The sequence below is a fragment of the Streptomyces sp. CNT372 genome, assembly GCF_000377145.1.
On record NZ_KB897780.1, the window covers coordinates 382476 to 407556 of the forward strand.

General features: G+C 70.9%; 19 protein-coding genes and 1 tRNA gene. 6 read left to right on the forward strand and 14 right to left on the reverse strand.

What is annotated here, in order from left to right; all coding sequences use genetic code 11:
* The first annotated feature begins 93 nt into the window (after positions 1–93).
* On the forward strand, positions 94–1431 hold the full coding sequence (locus tag C593_RS31615) for an NsdA family TPR-like regulatory protein (RefSeq protein WP_078521417.1): 1338 nt from the start codon (positions 94–96) through the stop codon (positions 1429–1431).
* A gap of 693 nt (positions 1432–2124) precedes the next feature.
* On the opposite strand, the gene C593_RS0112200 is transcribed toward C593_RS31615, so the two are convergent.
* Together C593_RS0112200 and C593_RS33005 are read right to left on the reverse strand one after the other, a co-directional pair.
* Positions 2125–2475, reverse strand: coding sequence for an HNH endonuclease signature motif containing protein (locus C593_RS0112200; protein ID WP_018847570.1), 351 nt, complete (start codon positions 2473–2475; stop codon positions 2125–2127).
* Positions 2476–2517: 42 nt separating this feature from the next.
* Positions 2518–2612: transfer RNA gene (locus tag C593_RS33005), tRNA-Arg, on the reverse strand.
* A 56-nt stretch (positions 2613–2668) separates the two neighbouring features.
* Here C593_RS33005 and C593_RS0112205 point away from each other — a divergent pair.
* Positions 2669–2941, forward strand: coding sequence for a hypothetical protein (locus C593_RS0112205; RefSeq protein WP_158686832.1), 273 nt, complete (start codon positions 2669–2671; stop codon positions 2939–2941).
* Between the two features lie 672 nt (positions 2942–3613).
* Here the strand turns inward: C593_RS0112205 and C593_RS0112210 are convergent.
* Entirely contained in the window at positions 3614–5371 is a 1758-nt protein-coding gene (locus tag C593_RS0112210) for a recombinase family protein (protein ID WP_018847571.1), read from the reverse strand.
* A gap of 521 nt (positions 5372–5892) precedes the next feature.
* Between C593_RS0112210 and C593_RS0112215 the strand changes: the two genes are divergently transcribed.
* Positions 5893–7215: a M28 family metallopeptidase gene (locus C593_RS0112215; protein WP_018847572.1), complete on the forward strand. Its 1323-nt coding sequence runs from the start codon at positions 5893–5895 to the stop codon at positions 7213–7215.
* A gap of 87 nt (positions 7216–7302) precedes the next feature.
* On the opposite strand, the gene C593_RS0112220 is transcribed toward C593_RS0112215, so the two are convergent.
* Positions 7303–8553: a hypothetical protein gene (locus C593_RS0112220; RefSeq protein WP_018847573.1), complete on the reverse strand. Its 1251-nt coding sequence runs from the start codon at positions 8551–8553 to the stop codon at positions 7303–7305.
* A gap of 223 nt (positions 8554–8776) precedes the next feature.
* The gene (locus C593_RS0112225) at positions 8777–9787 is read right to left on the reverse strand and encodes a polyprenyl synthetase family protein (RefSeq protein ID WP_018847574.1); all 1011 of its coding nucleotides are present in this window, start codon (positions 9785–9787) and stop codon (positions 8777–8779) included.
* A 212-nt stretch (positions 9788–9999) separates the two neighbouring features.
* Here C593_RS0112225 and C593_RS0112230 point away from each other — a divergent pair, with 212 nt between their 5' ends.
* Entirely contained in the window at positions 10000–12000 is a 2001-nt protein-coding gene (locus tag C593_RS0112230; RefSeq protein WP_018847575.1) for a CocE/NonD family hydrolase, read from the forward strand.
* A 187-nt stretch (positions 12001–12187) separates the two neighbouring features.
* Complete coding sequence (gene fahA, locus C593_RS0112235) at positions 12188–13426, forward strand: fumarylacetoacetase (RefSeq protein ID WP_018847576.1); 1239 nt, start codon at positions 12188–12190, stop codon at positions 13424–13426.
* Positions 13427–13580: 154 nt separating this feature from the next.
* Here the strand turns inward: fahA and C593_RS0112240 are convergent, their stop codons facing one another.
* Both C593_RS0112240 and C593_RS0112245 read right to left on the reverse strand, forming a co-directional pair.
* Complete coding sequence (locus C593_RS0112240; RefSeq protein ID WP_018847577.1) at positions 13581–14462, reverse strand: dioxygenase family protein; 882 nt, start codon at positions 14460–14462, stop codon at positions 13581–13583.
* Between the two features lie 39 nt (positions 14463–14501).
* Positions 14502–15605, reverse strand: coding sequence for an AraC family transcriptional regulator (locus C593_RS0112245; RefSeq protein WP_018847578.1), 1104 nt, complete (start codon positions 15603–15605; stop codon positions 14502–14504).
* A gap of 263 nt (positions 15606–15868) precedes the next feature.
* Between C593_RS0112245 and C593_RS0112250 the strand changes: the two genes are divergently transcribed.
* Entirely contained in the window at positions 15869–16480 is a 612-nt protein-coding gene (locus C593_RS0112250; RefSeq protein WP_018847579.1) for a Uma2 family endonuclease, read from the forward strand.
* 156 nt (positions 16481–16636) lie between these two features.
* On the opposite strand, the gene nuoN is transcribed toward C593_RS0112250, so the two are convergent.
* From nuoN to nuoH, 7 genes are read right to left on the reverse strand one after another with little or no spacing between them, the layout of a single operon-like run.
* Entirely contained in the window at positions 16637–18292 is a 1656-nt protein-coding gene (gene nuoN / locus C593_RS0112260; protein WP_018847580.1) for an NADH-quinone oxidoreductase subunit NuoN, read from the reverse strand.
* The gene (locus C593_RS0112265) at positions 18289–19860 is read right to left on the reverse strand and encodes an NADH-quinone oxidoreductase subunit M (protein ID WP_018847581.1); all 1572 of its coding nucleotides are present in this window, start codon (positions 19858–19860) and stop codon (positions 18289–18291) included. The genes nuoN and C593_RS0112265 overlap by 4 nt, the downstream gene beginning before the upstream one ends.
* A 2-nt stretch (positions 19861–19862) precedes the next feature.
* Positions 19863–21761: an NADH-quinone oxidoreductase subunit L gene (gene nuoL / locus C593_RS0112270; RefSeq protein ID WP_018847582.1), complete on the reverse strand. Its 1899-nt coding sequence runs from the start codon at positions 21759–21761 to the stop codon at positions 19863–19865.
* 15 nt (positions 21762–21776) lie between these two features.
* Positions 21777–22076: an NADH-quinone oxidoreductase subunit NuoK gene (gene nuoK, locus C593_RS0112275; RefSeq protein ID WP_006347335.1), complete on the reverse strand. Its 300-nt coding sequence runs from the start codon at positions 22074–22076 to the stop codon at positions 21777–21779.
* Complete coding sequence (locus C593_RS0112280; RefSeq protein WP_018847583.1) at positions 22073–22984, reverse strand: NADH-quinone oxidoreductase subunit J; 912 nt, start codon at positions 22982–22984, stop codon at positions 22073–22075. Before C593_RS0112280 ends, nuoK begins: the two co-directional genes overlap by 4 nt.
* Positions 22981–23643: an NADH-quinone oxidoreductase subunit NuoI gene (gene nuoI / locus C593_RS0112285; RefSeq protein WP_051093671.1), complete on the reverse strand. Its 663-nt coding sequence runs from the start codon at positions 23641–23643 to the stop codon at positions 22981–22983. The genes C593_RS0112280 and nuoI overlap by 4 nt, the downstream gene beginning before the upstream one ends.
* The gene (nuoH, locus tag C593_RS0112290) at positions 23606–25003 is read right to left on the reverse strand and encodes an NADH-quinone oxidoreductase subunit NuoH (RefSeq protein ID WP_018847585.1); all 1398 of its coding nucleotides are present in this window, start codon (positions 25001–25003) and stop codon (positions 23606–23608) included. Before nuoH ends, nuoI begins: the two co-directional genes overlap by 38 nt.
* Positions 25004–25081: the final 78 nt, after the last annotated feature.

Consider the following 25081-nt stretch of genomic DNA (forward strand, 5'->3'; position numbering starts at 1 on the left):
CTAGGCAACCGTCCGACCACGCACGGCGGTACCGTTGGGAAGACAGCAGGACTTAAAAGCGTTAAGCAGTCAGAGCACGGGAGTTGGGGACCAGTGACGACACGACAGCCGAACGCAGGACTTGAACGGCTGTACCGCGAGAGCGGGTGGACCCTGCGGCAGTTCGCCCAAGAGGTCAACCGGTTAGGCACCGAACGCGGAACACCCCTCAAGTACCAACAACCCTCAGTGCACCAGTGGTTGAGTGGGCACCTACCGAAAGACGCCGTGCGGCCGCTGATTCTGGAAGCACTCGCCCGGAGGCTGCTCCGCCCCGTCACACATGCCGAGGCGGGATTCCCACCCCCGGAAGGGTCTAGCAGTCACCCGACTACCGTTGAAGGGCTGGTAGACCTCGGGAGGCAAGATATGGACCCCTCACGCCGAAGCGTCCTAGGTGCCGGACTGTTCTCCGTGGCCCTTACCGTCCCTGGGTGGCCGGATGTTGTGGGGCGCATGGAAGCGGTTCAGTCGGGAAAGACGCAACGCATAGGGATGGCCGACGTAAACATGGTCATCGCTATGACAGAGCGCGTGTCTGACTTGGACGACCAATTCGGAGGTCGGCACGCTCGCCCGATGGCAGCGGCTTTTCTCGTGAACACGGTCGCCCCCTACCTTCGAGCCGACGCGACAGAAGAAGTCCGTAAAGCCATGATGTCAGCGGCTTCGGATCTTTGCTATCTCACCGGATATATGGCTGTGGATGAAGGGGTTCACGGCCTGGCCCAACAGTATTACCTAAAAGCGCTAGAGCTAGCAGGGGCCTCGGAAGACCACCTAACGTATTGCACGACCCTACGGGGAATGAGCGTTCAGGCAGTTGATCTACGTCACGGGAAGACCGCGATGCGTCTTGCCGATGCGGCTGCTTCTGCGTCTCCGCAGGCTGGTCCGCGAATGCGCGCCTTCTTGGCGGGGCAACAAGCGCACGCCTCCGCGCAGCTTGGAGAGCGCACAAAAGCGCTTACGTATCTGCGAGAGGCCGAAGCGGCAATGGAAAAGGCTGAATCCCAATCAAAGACGTTTGGATCGTACAATCCTTCTTCCCTGACCTACCACGCGGGGCAAGTCCGGTACGAACTGGGCGACGTTCGGGGATCAGTCAAAGACCTTGAGGAATCCGATAAGCTGCGACACAGCTCATTCAAGAGAAATCGGATTCGCTACCTGTCTATGCTTGCCGAACGTCAGCTAGACATTGGCCACCTCGAAAACGCGTGTGCCACATGGCTCAAGGTCGTGGAAATTTACCCCGACGTTCAATCGGGGCAGTGCGACAAGGCTATGTCAACGATGCAGGCTCGGATTCGTCCCTACCTCAAGAATCAGGCTGCCCGTAGTCTCTACGAGCGCGCACGGCTTGTCACCCCACCACCGGTTGGAACCTGAGCGTAAAAAAGAAAGCCCCGCTCGCATCATTCACTAATGAATGATGCGTGCGGGGCGGGTGTTTCTGTTAGATCAGGTCGGGGTCACCTCCGCAAAAAAGCCTCAACGAGCCATGCGAGTTTTTTGCCTCCCTGCCGATCTGGAGCGGGAGGAGAGGGGAGTACCCCCCTGGTCGGGCTGCGCCCTATGTCCGAATTGGCTTCGCATTCGCGGCAGCCCAACCGCCCGGTTGCCGTTGCGCGGTCTCGCGGTTGTGACACTGCGTGCACAGCGGACGGAGCCTGTTGAACGCGTCCGGCTCGGCGACCCCTTGCGCCACCAGCTCACGCCGAGACTCGGGGAAGTGGTCAGCGACCGTCGCTGTACGCCCGCACAGCAGACACCACGGGTTCCGGTACAGGTACGCCTTACGGATGCGCTGCCACCGTGTGGTGTAGCCCCGTTCGTTGGACGTACCGCGCTGTTGCTCGGCCTCGCGCCGATGCTTGGCACAGCGCCCGCCCGTGGTCAGTTCGGGGCACCCGGGTACAGGGCACGGGGGGCGGGGCTTACGCGGCACGGGGGGCACCAGCACCAGGGGCGGGGGTGTCCTCGGCCGTGGTCACGACCAGCACGTTGCGGGGCGGTGCAGCAGCCACAGCAGCCACCACAGCGCCGAGCCGTTCAACGTCCTCGGGACCGTGCTCGTACGTCTCACAGAGCCACAGCACGCGCGCCCCCGAACTCGGTAGCGGTCTTGAGCTGGTGGCACGAGTGGCACAGCACTTGAACATTGCGGTCCACGTCTTCACCGCCGAGGGCGAGGGGCCGCACGTGGTCCACGTCCACCCCGTCCGCGGGGAAGTCGCCCAAGCACCAGTCGCACCAGGCCGAGCCCCGTTCCTGCACTCGCCGGCGGAGTCGGGCCGCAGCGTCCCTACGGTTCGCCCGTCGTCGTCCCCGTGCCCGCCGAGAGCGGACGTTCGGGCGACCCTCGTACGCCCCGTGGTGAGCCTTGCAGCGGCCCCGATGGGTCGCCGGCTCCGTGCAGTCGATACAGCGCATGGCGCCCCCTCGATGTCGTCCGCCTGGTCGTCGTTCTCTGCGTGCCCACCCCGGGACTCGAACCCGGAACTCTGCGGCCGATATCCCGGACGAGCCGGGCCGGTACCGCGCACCTCTACCGATTGGGTCAGGTGGGCTTGGTCGTCCTCGTCGGCGGGCGTAACGCGAACGACGAGTGATCGTTTGGTTCGATATGAACGCAACCAAGCGCGCGCTTGCCGCCGCTGCTCTCGTCGGAGTGGCTGTCATCTCGGCCACCGCCACCGCTCACGCCGACTCGCCGGAAGCGGCCCCGTATCCCGCCGCGCCGTACCCGGGTGGCTATCCGGGATACCCGGGATACCCGGGCTTTATCGGCGCCGGGCCCCCGGTAGCCCCCGGCAGCACCCAGGCCTTGTACAACAACAACGCGGTTGCCTCCGGGACTCAGGGCCTCCTCAACAAGATCGCTTTCGGCGTTCTCTGATCGGCAGTCAGCTGGGGTCTTAGGGTCTGGACTCGGTGGGGACCGCACGCGCTTACGACCCCTTTCGGCGCCCCCGGTCAAGGGGCGGTTACTCATGGGCGGTGCGGTCCCCGCGCGTTGCCTCACGACCCCTGCGGCCACCCTCGCGGGTGCGTGGTGCACGGGCAACGCTGGTGAGAGAGCGCCGGTACTCGGACCGCCGGTTTCCCCCTCGGGGTGGGTGCGCGGTATTCCCGCGCTCTCTCCTGCCCCAGTAGTAGGGACCGAAGGTGGTGCGCGCCTTGCCCGCTCCGTGCGGTAGGCGGTCGCCCGTTCCTCGGTCTCTTCCTGGTGCCCCACCTGTAGGGACCGAAGGTGGTGTGAGGGGCCGAGGGGTGTTGAGGGTGACGACGGAGACCCCGGTTTCTCTTTCTCTTAGGTTTTTCTTGGCTACCCCAAAAAGTGTCGAAACTCGACACCCTCAACACCCTTTCGCCTCGCTGTTGGGCCGCTCGGCCCGAGGGGCAGCCGGCGAGGGCCCCGCACGCCCGAGGGCGGACAGCAGAAAGCCCCGGCGGGTCCACGGGGACCTACCGGGGCCGGACGGTCCGGCGGTACTCCGTCCCCGAGGGGGCACCGGGCCTACCCCGCACGCTCCATTTCGGTGCGGGGCAGCCCGAGCCTATCGGGGCCCTACGCGGCGACCAGTTCCCGGACGGGCTCGGCGACCGTGGCGGGCTCGACCAGGCGCACGGACGCGCCCTCGGTCGGGGAGTCTCCGCGTGCCACCGACTCAAGGGCCGATGCCTCACCCGCGAGGGCTTCCGCGGCAGGGTCCAGCTCACCGGACATGGTGAACGTGACACGTCGGGTGTCCAGCTTCCGCCACCCGCCCCGGACACCGCGCCGCACGTCCAGCCGCACGCCCGCTTCAATGAGCATCGCGCGTCGTCCAGCCGTGTCCTTCTCCGCCCACTCGTCCGCGAACGTGCGGCCCGTGCTGGTAACGATGCGCTGCGGCTCGCGCTTCTCCCGGGACTCCAGCTCGGCTATGCGGTTGTCGAGCGCGTCCGCCCGTTCCTGCCACGCCCGCGCGGCGTGCTTGGACTTCTGCCGCCCCTTCTGTTCCTGGTGCTCCTCGAACTCGGCGAGAGTGGCGCGCAACTCGGGCTCGGGGTCGTACCCGGGAATCTCGACAACGTGAGTCGTCTCGACCGGACCGACCACCCGCAGGAACTCGGCGGTCACGTACTCGTCCACCCAGCACGCGCGGACGTTGGCGGGCAGTGCGCACGCGTCGCCCCTCGCCGAGCTGTTGCACTTGTAGAAGGGGTGGACGCTCGCCCCGTTCTTCGTGGGCTTGGACAGGTACATACGTCCCCCGCACGAGTCGCAGTGAACGACCCGCAACAGCAGCGCGTCCGTGTCCTTACGTTCCTTGTTGTCGATGCTGCGGGAGTCGAGAACCGCGCCGATGCGGTCGAACTCCTCGCGCGTGAGGATCGGCGTTTCGGTCTGCATGATCGGGTTGCCCTCGGCGTCCCGAACGGGCTTGCCCTGGTGCATCTTCCAACCGAGCAACGTCGGGTTGCGCAGCATCCGGGTAATGACAGCGGGGGTCCACTTGAACACGTCACGCACGACGTGCGACCCCTTGGCCCCGCCGGTCTTCCCGCCCCGCTCGCGCTCCATCTTCACGGCCCAGTGATCACGCGGGCTCGGGATGCTGTCGGCGTTGAGCCCCACGGCGATAGCCGAAACGGTCGCACCCTCCAACAGCTCACGGACGATGCGTTCAATGACCTTGACCGCATCGGGGTCCGGGACGAGCGTCCAGCCGATACCCCCGTGTTCCTTGGGCATCGGTGCGGGCATGTAGCCGTACGGCGGACGACCGCCACCACGCCACCGAAGGGGCATTTTCCGGATGGCAGCCATAGCGCCGGTTACGCGGTCGCTGATGCTCTGTGCCTCCACCTGAGCGGCAAAGGCAAACATGGTCATCTGCAATTCCGCCATGGGGTCCATGGGGTTGCGGAAGTCAAAGACGAGCTTTCCCCCGCCGATGCCCTCGGCGAACACCAACACCTTTCGGTGCGTGCGGGCCCACTTGGCAAGCTCGTGCATGTCCGCCATGGACCGGATAGCGCGGTCAAAGCGCCACCACACCAGGGCGTCAAAGTCATCGGGTCGGGCGAGCCACGCGCCGAGGGCGGGACGGTCAAAGGGGCTGATCTTGGAAGCGGAAACGTCAAGGTCTACCGCCTCGCGGAGCTGGTCACCCTCGCCAAAGCTGATGTTGTGCGCGGCTGCCGCTTGGTCGTCGGCCTCGCGCTGCCGCTCGGGGCTGGTGGTCTCGTCGGTGAGCACGGACAGACGGACACACCGCACACCCCGAAGGGTCTCGGTGTAGACCGTGCCCGCGAGGGGGTTCCGGGGTGCATGGGTCATGCCCCCTGTAGGGACCGAAGGGGTTCCGGTCTCGGTACCGGGCTTGACCAGCGTCGATGCCACCACAGCAACACTCCAGAACGTCTAGTTCTGTGTGTTGGGAGACCCCGAGGGCAACGAGTTCTGCCTCCACTGACGGGCCCGGGCCGGCGGGTCCGGCTGACTGGCCGGGGCTGACGGGTGCGGTCAGGCGGGCCCGGGCCGATGGTCCGGACCGACGGGCCGGGACACCCCGGCCACCCTCCCACCGGGATCCCGGCGCCCGGCCACCGGACGCCCACCGTCCGGTGAGCGGACGGCCATGTCCGGTTCTCACCCTTGACGGTGCGTCACGCTCTCACTCAACATTCAGCACGCACCGCGCACTTCGCACCGCGCGCACGTCGCACGTCGCACCTCGCACCTCGCACCTCGCACCTCGCACCTCGCACGTCCGTTCCTGCTCCAGCGCCCCCGACCCCGCCGGCCGGGGGCGTCACGCACGTTCCGTCCTGTCCCCATACGGAATCCGGAGCCCCCACATGAACCTCTCCGTTCCCGGACGTACCCTCGCAGGCGCCGCGCTGGCGCTGGCGGGGCTGCTGGCGGCCGGCGCACCCGCGCAGTCCGCAGCACCGAGCGCAGCACGGCCGGCCGCCCTCGCGGCGCCGGACATACCGCTCGCCAACGTCAAGGCGCACCTCACCCAGTTCTCCTCCATAGCCGCCGCGAACGGCGGCAACCGGGCCCACGGCAGACCCGGTTACAAGGCGTCCGTCGACTATGTGAAGGCCAAGCTGGACGCGGCCGGATTCACCACCACCGTCCAGCAGTTCACCTCCAGCGGCGCCACCGGCTACAACCTGATAGCCGACTGGCCCGGCGGTGACACCGGGCAGACCCTGATGGCCGGCGCGCACCTCGACTCGGTCAGCTCGGGCGCCGGCATCAACGACAACGCCTCCGGTTCGGCGGCCGTCCTGGAGACCGCGCTCGCCGTCTCCCGCGCCCAGCTCCAGCCGGACAAGCACCTCCGGTTCGCCTGGTGGGGCGCGGAGGAGCTCGGCCTGATCGGCTCCCGGTACTACGTCAACAACCTGCCCGCCGCCGAGCGCGCGAAGATCTCGGGCTATCTGAACTTCGACATGATCGGCTCGCCGAACCCGGGCTACTTCGTCTACGACGACGACCCGGTGATCGAGCAGACCTTCAAGGAGTACTTCGCCGGCCTCGGGGTCCCCACCGAGATCGAGACCGAGGGCGACGGCCGCTCCGACCACGCCTCGTTCAAGAACGCCGGCATACCGGTCGGCGGTCTGTTCACGGGCGCCGGCCGCACCAAGTCCAGCGCGCAGGCCCAGAAGTGGGGCGGTACGGCCGGGCAGGCCTTCGACCGCTGCTACCACTCCTCCTGCGACACCACCGCGAACATCAACGACACCGCGCTGGACCGCAACAGCGACGCCGCCGCCCACGCGATCTGGTCCCTGTCGGCCGGTACCACCAACCCGCCCGGCGGTGACACCTACGAGTCGACGGCGGACGTCGCGATCCCGGACATGGGAGCGGCCGTCACCTCGGCGATCCCGGTCACCGGGCGCTCGGGCAACGCGCCCGCCGCGCTGCGGGTCGGCGTGGACATCAAGCACACCTACCGCGGCGACCTGGTGATCGACCTGGTGGCCCCGGACGGCAGCGCCTACCGGCTGAAGAACTCCAGCGGCAGCGACTCGGCCGACAACGTGATCACCACCTACACGGTGAACGCCTCCTCGGAGGCGGCCAACGGTGAGTGGAAGCTGCGCGTCCAGGACGTGGCCCGGTACGACACGGGCTACATCGACTCCTGGAAGCTCACCTTCTGACCTGATCTTTGACCTCGGACGTCGAACGGCCCGGCCCCGCCCCCAACGAGGGGGCGGGGCCGGGCCGCTGCCGCCGGGCCCGGGGCGTCAGCCCCTGGCGGCCTTGTTCGCCGCGTCGAGCAGCGCGCCCTTGGTGACGGCACCGACGTAGACCGTGCCGTCGTCCGTCATCAGCGCGTTCACCAGGCGGGTCGAGAAGACCGTGCCCGTGCCGAACGTACCGCTGACCTTGTCGCCGATCGAGTCCAGGAACTGGCCCGCCTCCGCCGGGAGTTCTTCCTTCCCGCCCTTCCCGTTGCCGGACGCCTCGCCCGAGCCGCCGACGGTGAGGATCGACGTCCAGCCCTCGCCGATGACCTCCGGGCCCTCGGCGCCGAGCAGCCCGGCGGGCCCGCTCGGGAGTCCGGCGTCGTCCTTGCCGGTGCCGGACGCCTCCGCGGCCTTCGCCGCCTCGTCGACCTCGTCGGCCTCGGTGATCTTCGCGCCCTTCGGCGGGGTGAAGTCGAAGACGGACGCGGCGGGCTTGGCGAAGTCGACCCGGGTGAAGCCCGCGTCGATCACGGCCTTGCCGCCGCCGCTGGGCGTGAGGGTGAACTTCAGCGGGGTGCCGGTCTTCGCGTCGACCGCGATGGTGACCGACTTGACCGTCGAGCCCTTCTGTTCGGGCGCCACGACGAGCTGGTACGCGTCCCGGCCCGCGACCCGGGCCGTGCCGCCGACCCGGTAGGAGGTGGTGTCGCCGGAGAACTCCAGCAGCTCGTCCGCGAACTCCTTCGGGGTGGCGGGCAGTTCGGCGGACGGGTCCGGCTTCGCGTCCCCGCCGTGCTCACCGGCGGGCTCCTCGGCCCGGAACGCCTCCTTCGAGGCGCTGTCCCAGGCCCAGACCTCCTCGCCGTTGCGGATGAGGCTGTACTCCTCGGAGCCGTCGACGAGGGTGAGCTTCTGGCGCTCCGGGCCGTCGGCCGCGATGCGCAGGGTGTGGGTGCCGGAGGCGAGTTCGGTCAGCCTGGCCCGCGGGTCGGCGGACGCGCCGTCCCCGGAGGCCCCCGCCACGGAGCCGAGGAGCCCGTCCATGGCCGGCAGCCCGAGGTCGGTGCTGATCTTCACCGTGCCGGAGAGCTGCTGGGTGTCCGAGGCCGCGATCTTCTCGATCAGCTCGCGGGCGGTGACCTTCGGCAGCTCGGGGTCACCGGAGCTGGCGAGCGCCGGCACGAGGCCGATGGTTCCCGCCGCCACACCGGCCACCGCCAGGGGGACGACATAGCGGGCGGCCCTGCGGCGGCCCACCGCGGGGCCAGGGGCCTCGCCGGTGGTGTGTGCGCTGTCGTTCGGTGCCATGGTGTGCCCTACCTCCGTGGTTGGTCAGGGGTGGTGCTTTCCATATGACCAAACGGACGGCCCCTCAGGCGTCAGCCCCCGGAAGCAAACCCGCGTACCCCTCGGGTATGACAACCGGCCCGGTCTCTCTCCCGTCCCGTAGGGGCGCAGCGCCACCGGACTCGGGGTTGCCTACCGGCCCCGGCCCGACGCGCAGGGGGCTTCAGCCGGCGTACCGGGGGGTTCAGCCGGCGCGGTGCACCACCGCGTCGCACAGCTCCTCCAGGGCCGCCTTGGCGTAGCCGTCCGGCAGCGGTGCGAGCATCGCACGGGCCTCCTCGGCGTAGCGCACGGTCTCCCGGCGGGCCTGCTCCAGGGCGGGGTGGGCGCGGAGCAGGCGCAGAGCCTCCGCGTGCCGGGCGTCGTCGGCGAGGTCGCTCTCCAGCAGGGCGACCAGCTCGGCGTCCTCGGGCCGTCCGCCCGCCTCGGCCGCCGCGCGCAGCAGGAGGACGGGCAGGGTCGCGATGCCCTCGCGCAGATCGGTGCCGGGGGTCTTGCCGGACTCGTGGGAGTCGGAGGCGATGTCGAGCACGTCGTCGGCGAGCTGGAAGGCCACGCCGAGCCGCTCGCCGTACTGGGTCAGCACCTCGGTGGTCCGCTCCTCGGCGCCCGCCATCATCGCGCCGAAGCGGCAGGAGACGGCGACCAGCGAGCCGGTCTTGCCCGCGAGGACGTCGAGGTAGTGGTCGACCGGGTCACGGCCGTCGCGCGGGCCCGCGGTCTCCAGGATCTGGCCGGTGACCAGGCGCTCGAACGCCTCCGCCTGGACCCGCACCGCCTCCGGGCCGAGGTCGGCCAGGATGTGCGAGGCACGGGCGAAGAGGAAGTCGCCGGTGAGGACGGCCACCGAGTTGTCCCAGCGGGAATTGGCGCTGGGCACCCCGCGGCGCACGTCCGCCTCGTCCATCACGTCGTCGTGGTACAGCGTGGCGAGGTGGGTCAGCTCGACGACCACGGCCGAGGGCACGACACCCGGCGCGTGGGGGTCGCCGAACTGCGCGGCCAGCATCACCAGCAGCGGACGGAAACGCTTGCCGCCCGCGCGGACCAGGTGCTGGGCGGCCTCCGTGATGAAGGGCACCTCGCTCTTGGTGGCTTCGAGCAGGCCCTCCTCGACAGCCGACAGCCCGGTCTGGACATCGGCCTCAAGAGCCTGGTCCCGCACGCTCAGCCCGAACGGCCCGACGACGGTCACGAGGGGGTCTCCTGTCTGCTGACGATCACACGGATTGTCGATGTGTCGCTGGATTCGCTCATGTCAGCGTATCCGGTCGGCTTTCGATCACCGTGAGCGCCTTCCTGCACCCGCCGGTATGTTCTTCTCGATGCCGTCACGTCCGCTTTGCACCGTTCGGCGGGAGGGGTTCCGCTCCCCGGCACGCGGGCCGCCACCGGGAGGCACCACCCATGCGCATCCGTACCGACCTGCCGTACGAGACCGCCCACGAGGACCTCCGCATCCCTCTGCCCGACGGCACCCGCCTCCACGCCCGCCTCTGGCGCCCGGTCACCGGCGAACCGGTGCCCGCGCTGCTGGAGTACCTGCCGGACCGGCTCACCGACCGGACCGCGCCCCGCGACAGCCGGCGCCACCCCTGGTACGCCGGGCACGGATACGCCTCGGTGCGGGTCGACGCGCGCGGGCACGGCAACAGCGAGGGGCTGCCCGGCGACGCGTACGACGAGGGGGAGCTCGCGGACGGGGTCGCGGTCGTGGAGTGGCTGGCGGCGCGGCCCTGGTGCAGCGGCCGGGTGGGCGTGTTCGGGATCGGGCGGGGCGGCGGCGAGGCCCTCCGGATCGCCGCCCGCGCGCCCGGGCCGCTCAAGGCGGTCGTCACGGTCTGCGCGCCGGACGACCGCTACGACGACGATGTCCACTACCTGGGCGGCTCCGTCCTCGCCGCGGGGACGCACGCCCGGTCCGCGGCCGCGCTGGCCCTGGTCGTCCACCCGCCGGACCCGCTGCACGCCGGGGAGGGCTGGCGGGAGCAGTGGCTGGAGCGGCTGGAGGCGGTGGAACCACCCCTGTACACCTGGCTCGCCCACCAGCTCCGCGACGACTACTGGCGCGGCGGCGGCGTCCGCGAGGACCCCGCCGCGATCCGGGCGGCCGTCCTCGCGGTGGGCGGCCGGCACGGCCCCTGCGGGGACACCGTGCTGCGGCTGGTCGAGCACCTGCCCGCGGACCGCGTGCGCGGGCTGATCGGGCCCTGGCCGCACCGGTACCCGGACGAGGTCCCGCCGCCCGGCCCGGCGATCGGCTTCCTCCAGGAGACCCTGCGCTGGTGGGACCGGCACCTGAAGGACGCGGACAACGACGTCATGGACGAGCCCCTGCTGCGCTCCTGGATCAGCGCCTCGCACCGGCCGGCCTCCGCCCGGCCGCGACCTCCCGGCCGCTGGGCCGGCGACCCGGCGTGGCCCTCCCCGTACGTCACCCCCGTGGCTTACGCGCTGGCCGGCGATCCCGTCCTGGTGCGCTCCCCGCAGCGGACCGGCCTCGACGCCGGCCCCTTCCTCCCGCGCGGCGACGACGCCGGCCCGGCGCCCGACCAGCGCGAGGAGGACGCCCGCTCGGCGTGCTTCGAGTTCCCCGTGGCCGGGGCCCCGGTGGAGATCCTGGGGCGGCCCCGGGTGACCCTGCGCCTGCGCGCGGGGGGCCCGCGCGGACAGGTGGCCGTCCGGCTCTGCGACGTGGCCCCGGACGGCTCCTCGGCCCTGGTGACCCGGGGCGTGCTCAACCTCTCCGCCCGCCACGGCCCGGACCGGGCCGTGCCCTGGCCTCCCGGGGAGGGCGGGGAGGTGACCTTCGAGCTGGCCGGCGCCGGGTACGCCTTCCCGCCCGGCCACCGCATCCGGCTCGCGGTCTCCTCGGCGTACTGGCCCTGGGCCTGGCCGCAGCCGGACGCGGACGGCTTCACCCTGGACCCGGCCGGTTCCCGGCTGGAGCTGCCCGTGCGCGACGCGGCCGCCCACCCGGAGGACGCCGGCATCCGCTTCGAGGAGCCCGAGCAGTCCGAACCCGTCCAGGTCACCGTGCCCGCCACCCTCGACGAGCCGCGCCCCGAGCGGCTGGTGGTCCGGGACGTGGCCGCGGGCACCTGGCGGCTGACGGTGGACCCGCACCCCGGGACCCGGGTGCACCCGGACGGCCTGGAGTTCACCGAGGACGCCGTCGAGACGTACACGATCCAGGAGGACGACCCCCTCTCCGCACACGCCCGCGCCGACCGCACGGTCCGCCTCCACCGCCCCGAGCTCGCCTGGGACGTGCGGATCACCACCCGCTCGGAGCTCTCCTGCGACGCTGCGGACTTCGTCACCGAGGACGAGGTCGTCTGCCGGGACGGCGAGGAGGTCGTCTTCCACCGCACCTGGGAGCGGCGCATCCCGCGCACGGCGGGCTGACGCGGTCCGCGCACGGCGGGCCGAGCGGCGGGGCGGGTGCCGGGCGGGAGGCGGCGGGGCGTGCCGGGCGGGCCGACCGCCGGGGGTCCGGGCGGGGCTGCTTCCGGGCGGCGCGGGGCACCGGTGTGGCGGGCGGCGCGCCCACGTAACGTGTCGTCCACACCCGTGGAAAGCGAGGCAGGCACCGATGTCCGAGCAGAGCCCGCTCGACGTGGCCGAGGGCGACCCCTTCGGCCCGCACAACCTCCCGTACGGCGTCTTCACCACCGCGGACGACCCCGAGCGCCGCAGGCTCGGTGTGCGGATCGGCGATCACGTCCTGGACGCCGGGGCGGCCGCCCTCGCCCTCGGCTCCCCCTACGCGGACCTGCTCGGCCGGCCGAGCCTCAACCCCCTGCTGGCGGCCGGGCGGACCGTCTGGCGCGATGTGCGCCGCGCGCTCACCGCCTGGGTCACCGTCCCCGCCCACCGGCCGGACATAGAGCCCCTGCTGCACCCGCTCTCGGCCGTGACCATGCACCTGCCGTACGAGGTCGCCGACTATGTCGACTTCTACGCCAGCGAGCACCACGCGACCAACGTGGGCCGGATCTTCCGCCCGGACGGCGACGCCCTCACGCCCAACTGGAAGCACCTGCCCATCGGTTACCACGGGCGCTCCGGCACGATCGTGGTCTCCGGGACGGACGTGGTGCGCCCCTGTGGGCAGCGCAAGGCGCCCACCGACCCGGCGCCGGTCTTCGGGCCGTCCGTGAAGCTGGACATCGAGGCCGAGGTCGGCTTCGTCGTCGGCACCCCGTCCGCGCTCGGCACCCCCGTCCCGCTCGACTCCTTCCGCGACCACGTCTTCGGGCTGTTCCTGCTCAACGACTGGTCGGCGCGGGACATCCAGGCGTGGGAGTACGTGCCGCTGGGCCCGTTCCTCGGCAAGTCCTTCGCCACCTCGGTCTCCGCGTGGGTGACCCCCCTGGAGGCCCTGGACGCGGCCCGGACCACCCCGCCCGCCCGGGACTTCGACCTCCTGCCGTACCTGGACGACTCCGCTGAGGAGGAGCCCGGCGGCTTCGACCTGCGGATCTCGGTGGCGATCAACGGCACGGTCGTCGCGGAGCCGCCGTTCGCCTCGATGTACTGGACGGCGGCGCAGCAGCTCACCCATATGACGGTGAACGGCGCGTCCCTGCGCACCGGCGACGTGTACGGCTCCGGCACGGTGAGCGGGCCCGAGGTGAACCAGCGCGGCTCCCTGCTGGAGCTGACCTGGAACGGCCGCGACGCCGTCGAACTCCCGGACGGCAAGCGCACCTTCCTGGAGGACGGCGACGAGGTCACCCTCACGGCCTGGGCCCCGGGCCCGGACGGGGTGCGCGTGGGCCTCGGCGAGGTCACCGGCCGGATCGTTCCCTCTGCCTCCTCCTCCTTCTGAGGCTCGGTCCGCCTCCGGGGCGCTGTCGGCGGGTGCCGGCGGACGGCCGTGCCCGGACCCTCGTTGCCCGGGTCCCGGGCGCGGCCTCCCTTCCGGCATCCGCGCGCCCCTTCGGCTCACCCGCCCGCGCCCGTGGGGCGGGGGCCGGGTCCGGTCAGACCGCGCGCCAGAGGGCGGGGACGGACGGCGGCTCCCAGCCCGGCTGGGCCAGGTGGGTCTGGAGGCACAGATAGGCCGCGCCGCCGTAGGTGACCCGGTCACCCGCCGCGTAGGACGTCCCGGCGCGCCAGGCCCCGCCCGGCGGCGGGGTGGTCGGGCCCCCGGTCGGCGAGGGACCCGGGCCCGGCTGCTGGGCCACGTCCAGCACGAAGTCGAACGCCGCCTCCCGGGCGCCGCCCGCGCCCCGCACGGTCATCAGCAGCCGCGGGTCGAACAGCGCGTCGGTGTTGTTGCGCGGTTCGCCCGGGAAGTAGAGCTGTGTGGTCAGCACGGGGCGGCCGGGAGCCTGCGCCTTGACGTGCAGGTGACGGGTGCGCCCCGGATACAGCCCCGGGACGACCGTGGTGAGGCGGAACGCGCCCTGCGCGTCCGTGAACTGGTGCCCGCGGAAGCGGAACCCCGTGTTGTCGTAGGCGCCGTTGACGTCCGCCTGCCAGAAGTCGAGCAGGACGCCCGGGACGGGGCGGCAGGCCCGCCCGAAGACATACCCCGTCACGGTCAGCCGGGTGCCGGGGGTGCCCGGCTCCAGCAGTGACGTCCGGCGGGGCGAGTCCGGCTTGAAGTAGGGGCCCTCCATCTGCGGCGGCGTGGGGTCGTCGCCGTCGTCGCACTGCGGGGTGGGTTCGAGGGCGGTGCCCGTGTCCGGCGCGTTGCGGGCCAGGGCCGGGACGCCGATCAGGGCGGCCGGGGCCGCGACCGACGCGGCGAGCGCGGCGCGCAGCACGGTCTTGCGGCTGGGACGCCGGTCTGGGGTGGTGCCGCCGGGGGTGGCCGCCGCACTGGGTGTGGTCCCGCCGGGGGTGGTCTCGCCGTCCATGCCTGCTCCTTGTGGGGGCTTCGGGGATCGGCACCGAACCTAGGCGGGCGCGCCCGGGCGATCGATGGACGGAACCCGGGGGACGTGGTGAATACCGCCCGTGCCCGCCCCGCCCGCACCCCGGCCCGCCTGTCCGGCCTCGTCGCCGCCCGGCCCGTCCGCACCCCGGCCCGCCTGGCCAGGCTCGTCGCCGCCCGCACCGCCCGCACCGCCACCCGCCTCGCCAACCGCCTCGCCAACCGCCTCGCCACCACGCCGGAACTCGCCGGGGCTGAGCCCGGTCTCGCGGCGGAAGAAGCGGCAGAAGTAGGCCGGGTCCGCGAAGCCGGTCCGGGCCGCGACCTGACGGACCGACAGCCCGGTCCGGGCCAGCAGCCGTTTGGCCTCGTGGACGCGGGCCTCGCGGACCAGCTGGCCCGGTGTGCGGCCGGTGGCGGCCTTCACTGCCTCGGTGAGGTACCCGGTGGTGACGCCGATACGCCGGGCGCAGCCGCGTACCGACCACAGGGCGGGGTCGCCGGCCGCGACCAGACGGACGAACTCCCCGGCGACCGCGCCGGGGCGCCCGGACACCGGTGCGGCCGCAGCGCCGGAGTCCGCCGGTCCCGTCGCCCGGGCGGCCCGTACGACGAGGACGTGCAGCAGGGCGCGCAGCACCGAGTCGAAGCCCTCGGCACCGCGCCGGTGCTCCGCCGCCAGCTCGGCCAGCAGCCGGGCGGTCTCGACGCCGGCCGCCGCGTCCGGCGTCCGCCAGGGGCGCCCGGCGAGGGCGCGCAGCAGGTCCCGGTCGCCGGGGTGGTCGAGCAGGAAGTCCTCCGTGAACAGCACCACGGTCCCGTCCAGCCCGCGGGCGTCCTCCCAGTGGTGGACCTGGCCGGGCGCGATCACCCCGAGGTGGGGCGGGTCCAGCTCCCAGCGGGCCAGGTCGACCACGTGGACGCCGGTGCCGCCCGTGACGTGGACGATCTCCCAGAAGGTGTGCCGGTGCGGGAAGTCGGCCCGGGACAGTGGCCCGATGGTGTCGAAGGTGCCGATCGCGAAGGGCACCGCGTTCGGCATCGGCACCTCCAGCCGGTGCATCGGCCAGACGCCCTCCGGGGGCGTCGGGCAGGGGGTTCCGGGCGGGACGGTCGTGCCGCGCATCGCCTCTCCTCTCCACGGCCCCGGCCCGGTGCGGGCGCAGGGGCCTTCACGGCTCCCGGTCCGGGCGCGGGGGCCGCTGCGCCCTCGCTCCGGTCCAGACCAATCGGCGCCGGTCACCCTGCCACGCGGGGCCGCCGGGCGGAACACCGCCGCCCTCCCGCCCGTCAACGGGACGTGACCCGTACACACGTGCGTGGGGTGTTGATCCCTTTGATCCGGATACGCTGGACGGGGCCGCGAGACTCCGTCGCATGGGAGCACTGATGAGCGTGGAACCGACGGCACAGCAGGCCGAGTGGCCGGTCCCGCCGGTGGGCGGCTGGACCGCCGACGACCTGGACACGCTTCCGAACCTGCCTCCGCACACGGAGCTGATCGACGGGAGCCTCGTCTTCGTGAGTCCACAGACTCTCTTCCACTCGCGCGCCGTGGACTTCTTCACCTGGCAGTTGCACTCGCTGGCGCCCGAGAACTTCGAGGTCGTCCGCGAGTTCACCATCGACGTCGACCGCCAGAACCGGCCGGAACCGGATGTCGTCGTCGTCCCGGAGCATGTGATCCAGGACCCGGAGCAGACCCGCTTCCCGGCGCAGACCGTGCTGCTGGCGATCGAGGTGGTGTCCCCCGAGTCCCTGACCCGGGACCGCGAGACCAAGCCGCTCAAGTACGCCCGTGCGAAGATTCCGCACTACTGGCGGGTGGAGAACGAGGCCGGTAAACCGGTCGTGTACGTCTTCGGCCTGGAGCCGTCCACCGGCACGTACACACCCGCCGGAGTCTTCCGTGAACGGCTGAAGGTCGACGTCCCGTTCCCCGTGGAGCTGGATCTCACGCAGATCACCGCCAAGCGCCGCCACCCCCGGTCCACGTCGTAGGAGCGTCAGCCGCCGGGCACCACCCGGGTGCCCGGCGGGACGGAGGACGCGGGCGGGCAGCCGGGCCGACCACGGGCGGGCGTCCCCGCGCATGCCGAAGGTCCGGCCCCTCCCCCGAGGAGGCGCCGGACCTTCCGCGCGTCGCGGGCCGCGGAGTCAGCGGACGAACACGCCCGCCTGGCTCGCCAGGTCCAGGAAGTACTGCGGGGCGACGCCGAGGACCAGGGTCACCGCGACGCCCACGCCGATGGTGGTCATCGTCAGCGGGGAGGGCACCGCGACCGTTGGGCCCTCCGGCTTGGGCTCGCTGAAGAACATCAGCACGATGACCCGGATGTAGAAGAACGCGGCGATCGCCGAGGAGATCACACCGACCACGACCAGCGCTCCCGCGCCACCCTCCGCCGCCGCCTTGAAGACGGCGAACTTGCCGGCGAAGCCCGAGGTCAGCGGGATGCCCGCGAAGGCGAGCAGGAAGACCGCGAAGACCGCGGCGACCAGCGGGGAACGCCGGCCGAGGCCCGCCCACTTGGACAGGTGCGTCGCCTCGCCGCCCGGGTCGCGGACCAGCGTGACGACCGCGAAGGCGCCGATCGTCACGAAGGAGTACGCCAGGAGGTAGAACAGCACCGAGGAGATGCCCTCGGGGTTGGTCGCGATCACGCCGGCGAGGATGAAGCCCGCGTGGGCGATCGAGGAGTAGGCCAGCAGCCGCTTGATGTCGGTCTGGGTGATGGCCACGATCGCGCCGCCCAGCATGGTGACGATCGCGACGCCCCACATGACCGGCCGCCAGTCCCAGGCCAGGCCCGGCAGCACCACGTACAGCAGGCGCAGCAGCGCACCGAACGCGGCGACCTTCGTGGCCGCGGCCATGAAGCCGGTGACGGGGGTGGGCGCGCCCTGGTAGACGTCCGGGGTCCACATGTGGAACGGCACCGCGCCCACCTTGAACAGCAGGCCCATCAGGAGCATCGCGCCGCCGACGAGCAGCAGCGCGTCGTTCCCCATGGTGTCGGCGAGGGCCGGGTCGATACCGGTGACGCTGCCGTCGACCACGTCCGCGATCCGGGCGTAGGAGACCGAGCCCGCGTACCCGTAGAGGAGGGCGATGCCGAAGAGGAGGAACGCGGAGGCGAAGGCGCCGAGGAGGAAGTACTTCACCGCGGCCTCCTGCGACATGAGCCGCTTGCGGCGGGCCAGGGCGCAGAGCAGGTACAGCGGGAGGGAGAAGACCTCCAGCGCGATGAAGAGGGTCAGCAGGTCGTTGGCCGCCGGGAAGACCAGCAGGCCGGCGACCGCGAACATCATGATCGGGAAGACCTCGGTGGTGGTGAACCCGGCCTTCACCGCCGCCTTCTCGTGGTCGCTGCCGGGCACGGCGGCGGCCTCGGCGGCGAAGGAGTCGACCCGCTTGCCGTGCGCCGAGGGGTCGAGGCGCCGCTCCGCGAAGGTGAAGAGGGCGACGACCGACGACAGCAGGATGGTGCCCTGGAGGAACACCGCCGGGCCGTCCACCGCGATGGCGCCCATCGCCGCGATGTGCGCCTCGGTCGTGGCGTATCCGCCCGCGGCGAGGGCGACCACCGCCGCGAAGGAGGCCGCGAGCGCGGCCACCGCGAGGAGCACCTGGGTGTGGTAGCGGGCCCGGCGCGGGACGAACGCCTCGACCAGGATGCCGAGGACGGCCGCGCCGACCACGATCAGCACCGGCGCGAGCTGGGCGTACTCGATGTGCGGGGTGGGGAGCTTGCTCATCGGCTCCACCTCCGCGACCTGTGTCCACAGACTGTGGACGACTGTGCTGCTCACTTGGACGCCTCCACCTCGGGCCGGGGGTCCTTCTTCTGTACGTCGGACATCGTGTGCTCCACGGCCGGGTTGACGATCTCGGTGACCGGCTTCGGGAACACGCCGAGGAGGATCAGCAGCGCGATCAGCGGTGCCACCACGGCCAGTTCACGTGCCTTGAGGTCCGGCATCCCCTGGACCTCGGCCTTCACCGGGCCCGTCATGGTGCGCTGGTAGAGCACCAGGGTGTAGAGCGCGGCGAGGACGATGCCGGAGGTCGCGATGATCCCGGCCACCGGGTAGACGGAGAAGGTGCCGACCAGGACCAGGAACTCGCTGACGAACGGGGCGAGTCCGGGCAGCGACAGGGTCGCCAGACCGCCGATCAGGAAGGTGCCGGCGAGGACCGGGGCCACCTTCTGCACCCCGCCGTAGTCGGCGATGAGCCGGGAGCCGCGCCGCGAGATCAGGAAGCCGGCCACCAGCATCAGGGCCGCGGTGGAGATGCCGTGGTTGACCATGTAGAGGGTGGCGCCCGACTGGCCCTGGCTGGTCATCACGAAGATGCCCAGGATGATGAAGCCGAAGTGGGAGATGGACGCGTAGGCGACCAGGCGCTTGATGTCCCGCTGGCCGACCGCGAGCAGGGCGCCGTACACGATGCTGACCAGCGCCAGGACGATGATCGCCGGGGTGGCCCACTTGGACGCCTCCGGGAAGAGCTGGAGGCAGAAGCGGAGCATCGCGAAGGTGCCCACCTTGTCGACCACCGCGGTGATCAGCACGGCGACCGGGGCGGTCGCCTCCCCCATCGCGTTCGGCAGCCAGGTGTGCAGCGGCCAGAGCGGGGCCTTCACCGCGAAGGCGAAGAAGAAGCCCAGGAAGAGCAGCCGTTCGGTGTTGGTCGCCATCTCGAGCTGCCCGCTCGCGCGGGCCTCGGCGATCTCGGAGAGCGAGAAGCTGCCCGCGACCACGTACAGCCCGATGACGGCGGCCAGCATGATCAGGCCGCCGACCAGGTTGTAGAGGAGGAACTTCACCGCGGCGTACGTCCGCTGGGCCGCCGCCTTCTCGTCGCTGCCCGCGTGGGCGCGGTCGCCGAAGCCGCCGACGAGGAAGTACATCGGGATCAGCATGGCTTCGAACAGGATGTAGAAGAGGAAGACGTCGGTGGCCTCGAAGGAGAGGATCACCATCGCCTCGACCATGAGGATCAGGGCGAAGAAGCCCTGGGTCGGACGCCACCGCTTGGAGGTGGTCTCCATGGGGTCGGCGTCGTTCCAGCCGGCCACGATCACGAACGGGATCAGCAGCGCGGTCAGCGCCACCATCACCACGCCGATGCCGTCGACGCCGAGTTCGTAGCGGACGCCGAAGTCGGCGATCCAGGCGTGCGACTCGGTGAGCTGGTAGCGGGCGCCCCCGGGCTCGAAGCGGACCAGCACGATCGCCGCGAGAACCAGGGTGGCCAGGGAGAACAGCAGGGCCAGCCACTTGGCGGCGGTGCGCCGGCCGGCAGGCACCGCCGCGGTGGCGATGGCGCCGACGGCGGGCAGGACCGCCGTGGCGGTCAGGATCGGGAAGGACATCGTCAGACCGCCCTCATCAGCAGGGTCGCGGCGATGAGGACCGCCGCACCGCCGAACATCGAGACCGCGTAGGTGCGGGCGTAGCCGTTCTGCAGTCTGCGCAGCCGGCCGGAGAGCCCGCCGAAGCCGGCGGCCGTGCCGTTGACCACTCCGTCGACCAGGGTGTGGTCGACGTACACCAGGGACCGGGTGAGGTGTTCGCCGCCGCGGACCAGGACCACGTGGTTGATGTCGTCCTGGTAGAGGTCGCGGCGGGCCGCCCGGGTGAGCAGGGAGCCGCGCGGCGCGGCGACCGGCACCGGCCTGCGCCCGTACATCGCCCAGGCGATCGCGGCGCCGATCAGCAGCACGACGATCGTGGAAGCGGTGATGGCGGGGACGCTGATCACCGGGTGCGGGTGCTCGAACTGGGTCACCGGGGCGAGCCAGTTGGCGAAGCGGTCGCCGATGGCGAAGAAGCCGCCGGCGAAGACCGAGCCGAAGGCGAGCACGATCATCGGGATCGTCATGGACTTCGGGGACTCGTGCGGGTGGGGCTCGTGGCCTTCGGCGTCCGGCTGCCAGCGCTTCTCACCGAAGAAGGTCAGGATCATCACGCGGGTCATGTAGAACGCGGTGATACCGGCGCCGAGCAGGGCCACCCCGCCGAAGATCCAGCCGCGGATGCCGTCGTCGTAGGCGAAGGCCGCTTCGATGATCTTGTCCTTGGACCAGAAGCCGGAGAGCCCCGGGAAGCCGATGATGGCCAGATAGCCGAGACCGAAGGTGACGAAGGTGATCGGCATGTACTTCCGCAGGCCGCCGTACTTGCGCATGTCGACCTCGTCGTTCATGCCGTGCATCACGGACCCCGCGCCGAGGAACAGCCCGGCCTTGAAGAAGCCGTGCGTCACCAGGTGCATGATCGCGAAGGCGTAGCCGATCGGGCCGAGGCCCGCCGCCAGCACCATGTACCCGATCTGCGACATCGTCGAGCCGGCCAGCGCCTTCTTGATGTCGTCCTTGGCGCAACCGACGATCGCACCGAAGAGGAGGGTGACGGCACCGACGATCACGACCGCGAGCTGGGCGTCCGGCGCCGCGTTGAAGATCGCGCCGGAACGGACGATCAGATAGACGCCGGCGGTCACCATCGTGGCCGCGTGGATCAGGGCCGAGACCGGGGTCGGGCCCTCCATCGCGTCCCCCAGCCAGGACTGGAGCGGCACCTGCGCCGACTTGCCGCAGGCCGCGAGGAGGAGCATCAGGCCGATCGCGGTGAGGGTGCCCTCGGAGGTCTCGCCCACCGCGCCGAGGACCGGGCCGAAGGCGAAGGTGCCGAAGGTGGTGAACATCAGCATGATCGCGATGGAAAGGCCGATGTCACCGACGCGGTTGACCAGGAACGCCTTCTTCGCGGCCGTGGCCGCACTGGGCTTGTGCTGCCAGAAGCCGATGAGCAGGTACGAGGCGAGGCCCACGCCCTCCCAGCCGACGTACAGCAGCAGGTAGTTGTCGGCGATGACGAGGACGAGCATCGCCGCGAGGAACAGGTTCAGATAGCCGAAGAAGCGGCGGCGCCGCTCGTCGTGCTCCATGTACCCGATGGAGTAGATGTGGATCAGGGTGCCGACGCCCGTGATCAGCAGCACGAAGGTCATCGACAACTGGTCGAGCTGGAAGGCGATGTCGGCCTGGAAGCCCTCCACCGGGATCCAGCTGAACAGGGTGCTGTACAGGGCGCGGTCGTCGGCGTCCTGGCCGAGCATGTGGGCGAAGAGCACCACGCCGACGACGAAGGACGCGGCGGCGAGCGCCGTGCCGATCCAGTGGCCGGTCTTGTCGAGGCGGCGGCCGCCGCAGAGCAGGACCGCCGCTCCGAGCAGGGGCGCCGCGACGAGCAGCGCGATCAGGTTCTCCACGATTCGTCCGTCCCCTTACAGCTTCATCAGGCTGGCGTCGTCGACCGAGGCCGAGTGGCGGGAGCGGAAGAGCGACACGATGATCGCGAGTCCGACCACGACCTCCGCCGCGGCGACCACCATCGTGAAGAACGCGATGATCTGGCCGTCGAGGTTGCCGTGCATCCGGGAGAAGGCCACCAGCGAGAGGTTGCAGGCGTTGAGCATCAGCTCGATGCACATGAAGACGACGATGGCGTTCCGCCGGATCAGCACGCCGGCCGCGCCGATGGTGAACAGCAGCGCCGCCAGATACAGGTAGTTGACCGGATTCACCGCGTGGCCTCCTGTCCGTCCCGGTCCTGCGTGCCCCGGTCACGGCCGAGGCGCTCCTCGGACCGCTGCTCCAGGGCCTTGAGGTCGTCCAGCGCCTGGCCCGACACGTCCCGGATCTGGCCGCGTTCGCGGAGGGTCCCACTGACCGTGAGGTCGGAGGGGGTGCCGTCGGGCAGGAGTCCGGGGATGTCCACCGCGTTGTGCCGGGCGTAGACGCCGGGGGCGGGCAGCGGCGGCAGGTTCCTGCCCTCGCGGACCCGCTGCTCGGCGAGTTCGCGCTGGGTGCGGGCCCGCTCGGTCCGCTCCCGGTGGGTGAGGACCATCGCGCCGACCGAGGCGGTGATGAGGAGCGCGCCGGTGATCTCGAAGGCGAAGACGTACCTGGTGAAGATCAGCGCGGCGAGGCCCTCGACATTGCCCCCGCGGGCCGCGTTGGCGGCGCCGAGGCCGTTGAAGCTCCGCAGGGAGGCGTTGGCGATGCCGGCGATCAGCAGGACGCCGAAGCCGAGGCCGCACAGGAGGGCCAGCCAGCGCTGCCCCTTGAGGGTCTCGGTCAGCGAGTCGGCCGCGGTGACGCCGACCAGCATCACGACGAAGAGGAAGAGCATCATGATCGCGCCGGTGTAGACGATGATCTGCACGACGCCCAGGAAGTAGGCCCCGTTGGCCAGGTAGAACACCGCGAGAATGATCATGGTTCCGGCGAGGCAGAGGGCGCTGTGCACCGCCCGCCGCATCAGGATGGTGCACAGGGCGCCGATCACCGCGACCGTGCCGAGGATCCAGAACTGGACGGCCTCGCCGGTGGAGGTGGCCGAGGCCGCCAGGACGGCGGAGTGCTCGGGACCGGCGGCGCCGAGGACGCTCTCGCCGGTGCGGGAGGCGAGGGAGGCGAGGGACGTGCTCATTCGCCGATCACCTTCCCCGAGGCCGGCTCGGCCTCGCCGAAGGTGGACTCGCCCTCCTGGACCTTCTCCCCCTCGGCGGTGGGGGTCTGACGGACCGTGCCGGGCGCGGCCTCGGTCACCAGGCCCCGGTAGTAGTCCTGTTCGTCGGCGCCCGGGAAGATCGCGTGCGGGGAGTCGACCATGCCCTCGTCCAGACCGGCGAGCAGCTGCTCCTTGGTGTAGATGAGGTTCTCCCGGCTGCTGTCGGCCAGTTCGAAGTCGTTGGTCATGGTCAGCGCGCGGGTGGGGCACGCCTCGATGCACAGACCGCACAGGATGCAGCGGGCGTAGTTGATCTGGTAGACGCGGCCGTACCGCTCGCCCGGCGAGTAGCGCTCCTCGTCGGTGTTGTCCGCGCCCTCCACGTAGATGGCGTCGGCCGGACAGGCCCAGGCGCACAGCTCGCAGCCGACGCACTTCTCCAGGCCGTCCGGGTGGCGGTTGAGCTGGTGCCGGCCGTGGAAGCGCGGGGCCGTGACCTTGGGCTGCTCCGGGTACTGCTCGGTCAGCCGCTTCTTGAACATGGCCTTGAAGGTCACGCCGAAGCCGGCGACCGGGTTCTGGAACGAGCGCTCGGATTCCTCAGACACCGTCAGCCTCCTTTCCGTCCTGAGGACCATCACTGTCAGTATTGGGTCCACCACTGACAATCAGTTCGCGGTCCCGGCGCGGGCGCCTGCGCGGCACCGGCGGCAACTCCTGACCGGGCAGCGGCGGTACCGGGAATCCGCCCGCCATCGGGTCGAACGGGCCGTCCTCCGGTCGCCCGGCCTCCGCCCGCCTGCCCCTGCGGTCCCGGAAGACGTCCGCGACCAGGGACAGCAGCAGGACCGCGATCACGGCGCCGGCGACATAGAGCACGACCTGCTGGAAGTCGTAGTTCTCGTTCCGCAGGGCGCGCACGGTGGCGACCAGCATCAGCCACACCACGCTGACCGGAATGAGGACCTTCCAGCCGAGCTTCATCAGCTGGTCGTAGCGGACCCGCGGCAGCGTGCCCCGCAGCCAGATGAAGAAGAACAGCAGCAACTGCACCTTGAGGACGAACCAGAGCATCGGCCACCAGCCGTGGTTCGCGCCCTCCCAGAAGGTGGAGACCGGGTACGGGGCCCGCCAGCCGCCGAGGAACAGCGTCACGGCGACCGCGGAGACGGTGACCATGTTGATGTACTCGGCCAGCATGAACATCGCGAACTTGATCGAGCTGTACTCGGTGTTGAAGCCGCCGACGAGGTCGCCCTCGGACTCCGGCATGTCGAACGGGGCCCGGTTGACCTCGCCGACCATGGTGACCACGTAGATGATGAAGGACACCGGCAGCAGCAGCACGAACCAGCGGTCCGCCTGGGCCTCCACGATCGCCGAGGTCGACATCGACCCGGAGTAGAGGAAGACCGAGGCGAACGCGGCGCCCATCGCGATCTCGTAGGAGATCATCTGCGCACAGGAGCGCAGCCCGCCCAGCAGCGGGTACGTGGAGCCGGAGGACCAGCCGGCGAGCACCATGCCGTAGATGCCGACCGAGGCGACGGCCAGGATGTAGAGCACCGCGATCGGCAGGTCGGTGAGCTGCATCGTGGTGCGCTGGCCGAAGATCGAGACCTCGTTGCCCGCCGGGCCGAACGGGATCACGGCGATCGCCATGAACGCGGGGATCGCCGCCACGATCGGCGCGAGGACATAGACCACCTTGTCCGCGCGCTTGACGACCACGTCCTCCTTGAGCATCAGCTTGATGCCGTCGGCGAGCGACTGGAGGAGCCCCCAGGGGCCGTGCCGGTTGGGGCCGATGCGCAGCTGCATCCAGGCGACGACCTTGCGCTCCCAGACGATGGAGAACAGCACGGTCACCATCAGGAACGCGAAGCAGAACACCGCCTTGACGACGACGAGCCACCACGGGTCCCGCCCGAACATCGACAGGTCCTCCAGCGCGAGGACGCTGCGCTGGGCTTCGGCGGCATGGGCCAGCATGGTCATGCGCACACCTCCGGTGCGGGGGTGGCCGGTACGGCGGCCGGCGGGACGTCAGGGAACTCGGGCTCTGCCCCGGGCCGC

Excerpts from the sequence above, each read along its gene's own strand:
- C593_RS0112200 (WP_018847570.1), bottom strand. The coding sequence starts at position 2,475 with ATGCGCTGTATCGACTGCACGGAGCCGGCGACCCATCGGGGCCGCTGC.
- C593_RS0112205 (WP_158686832.1), top strand. The coding sequence starts at position 2,669 with ATGAACGCAACCAAGCGCGCGCTTGCCGCCGCTGCTCTCGTCGGAGTG.
- C593_RS0112210 (WP_018847571.1), bottom strand. The coding sequence starts at position 5,371 with ATGACCCATGCACCCCGGAACCCCCTCGCGGGCACGGTCTACACCGAG.
- C593_RS0112215 (WP_018847572.1), top strand. The coding sequence starts at position 5,893 with ATGAACCTCTCCGTTCCCGGACGTACCCTCGCAGGCGCCGCGCTGGCG.
- C593_RS0112220 (WP_018847573.1), bottom strand. The coding sequence starts at position 8,553 with ATGGCACCGAACGACAGCGCACACACCACCGGCGAGGCCCCTGGCCCC.
- C593_RS0112230 (WP_018847575.1), top strand. The coding sequence starts at position 10,000 with ATGCGCATCCGTACCGACCTGCCGTACGAGACCGCCCACGAGGACCTC.
- fahA (WP_018847576.1), top strand. The coding sequence starts at position 12,188 with ATGTCCGAGCAGAGCCCGCTCGACGTGGCCGAGGGCGACCCCTTCGGC.
- C593_RS0112240 (WP_018847577.1), bottom strand. The coding sequence starts at position 14,462 with ATGGACGGCGAGACCACCCCCGGCGGGACCACACCCAGTGCGGCGGCC.
- C593_RS0112245 (WP_018847578.1), bottom strand. The coding sequence starts at position 15,605 with ATGCGCGGCACGACCGTCCCGCCCGGAACCCCCTGCCCGACGCCCCCG.
- C593_RS0112250 (WP_018847579.1), top strand. The coding sequence starts at position 15,869 with ATGAGCGTGGAACCGACGGCACAGCAGGCCGAGTGGCCGGTCCCGCCG.
- C593_RS0112265 (WP_018847581.1), bottom strand. The coding sequence starts at position 19,860 with ATGTCCTTCCCGATCCTGACCGCCACGGCGGTCCTGCCCGCCGTCGGC.
- C593_RS0112280 (WP_018847583.1), bottom strand. The coding sequence starts at position 22,984 with ATGAGCACGTCCCTCGCCTCCCTCGCCTCCCGCACCGGCGAGAGCGTC.
- nuoI (WP_051093671.1), bottom strand. The coding sequence starts at position 23,643 with ATGGTCCTCAGGACGGAAAGGAGGCTGACGGTGTCTGAGGAATCCGAG.
- nuoH (WP_018847585.1), bottom strand. The coding sequence starts at position 25,003 with ATGACCATGCTGGCCCATGCCGCCGAAGCCCAGCGCAGCGTCCTCGCG.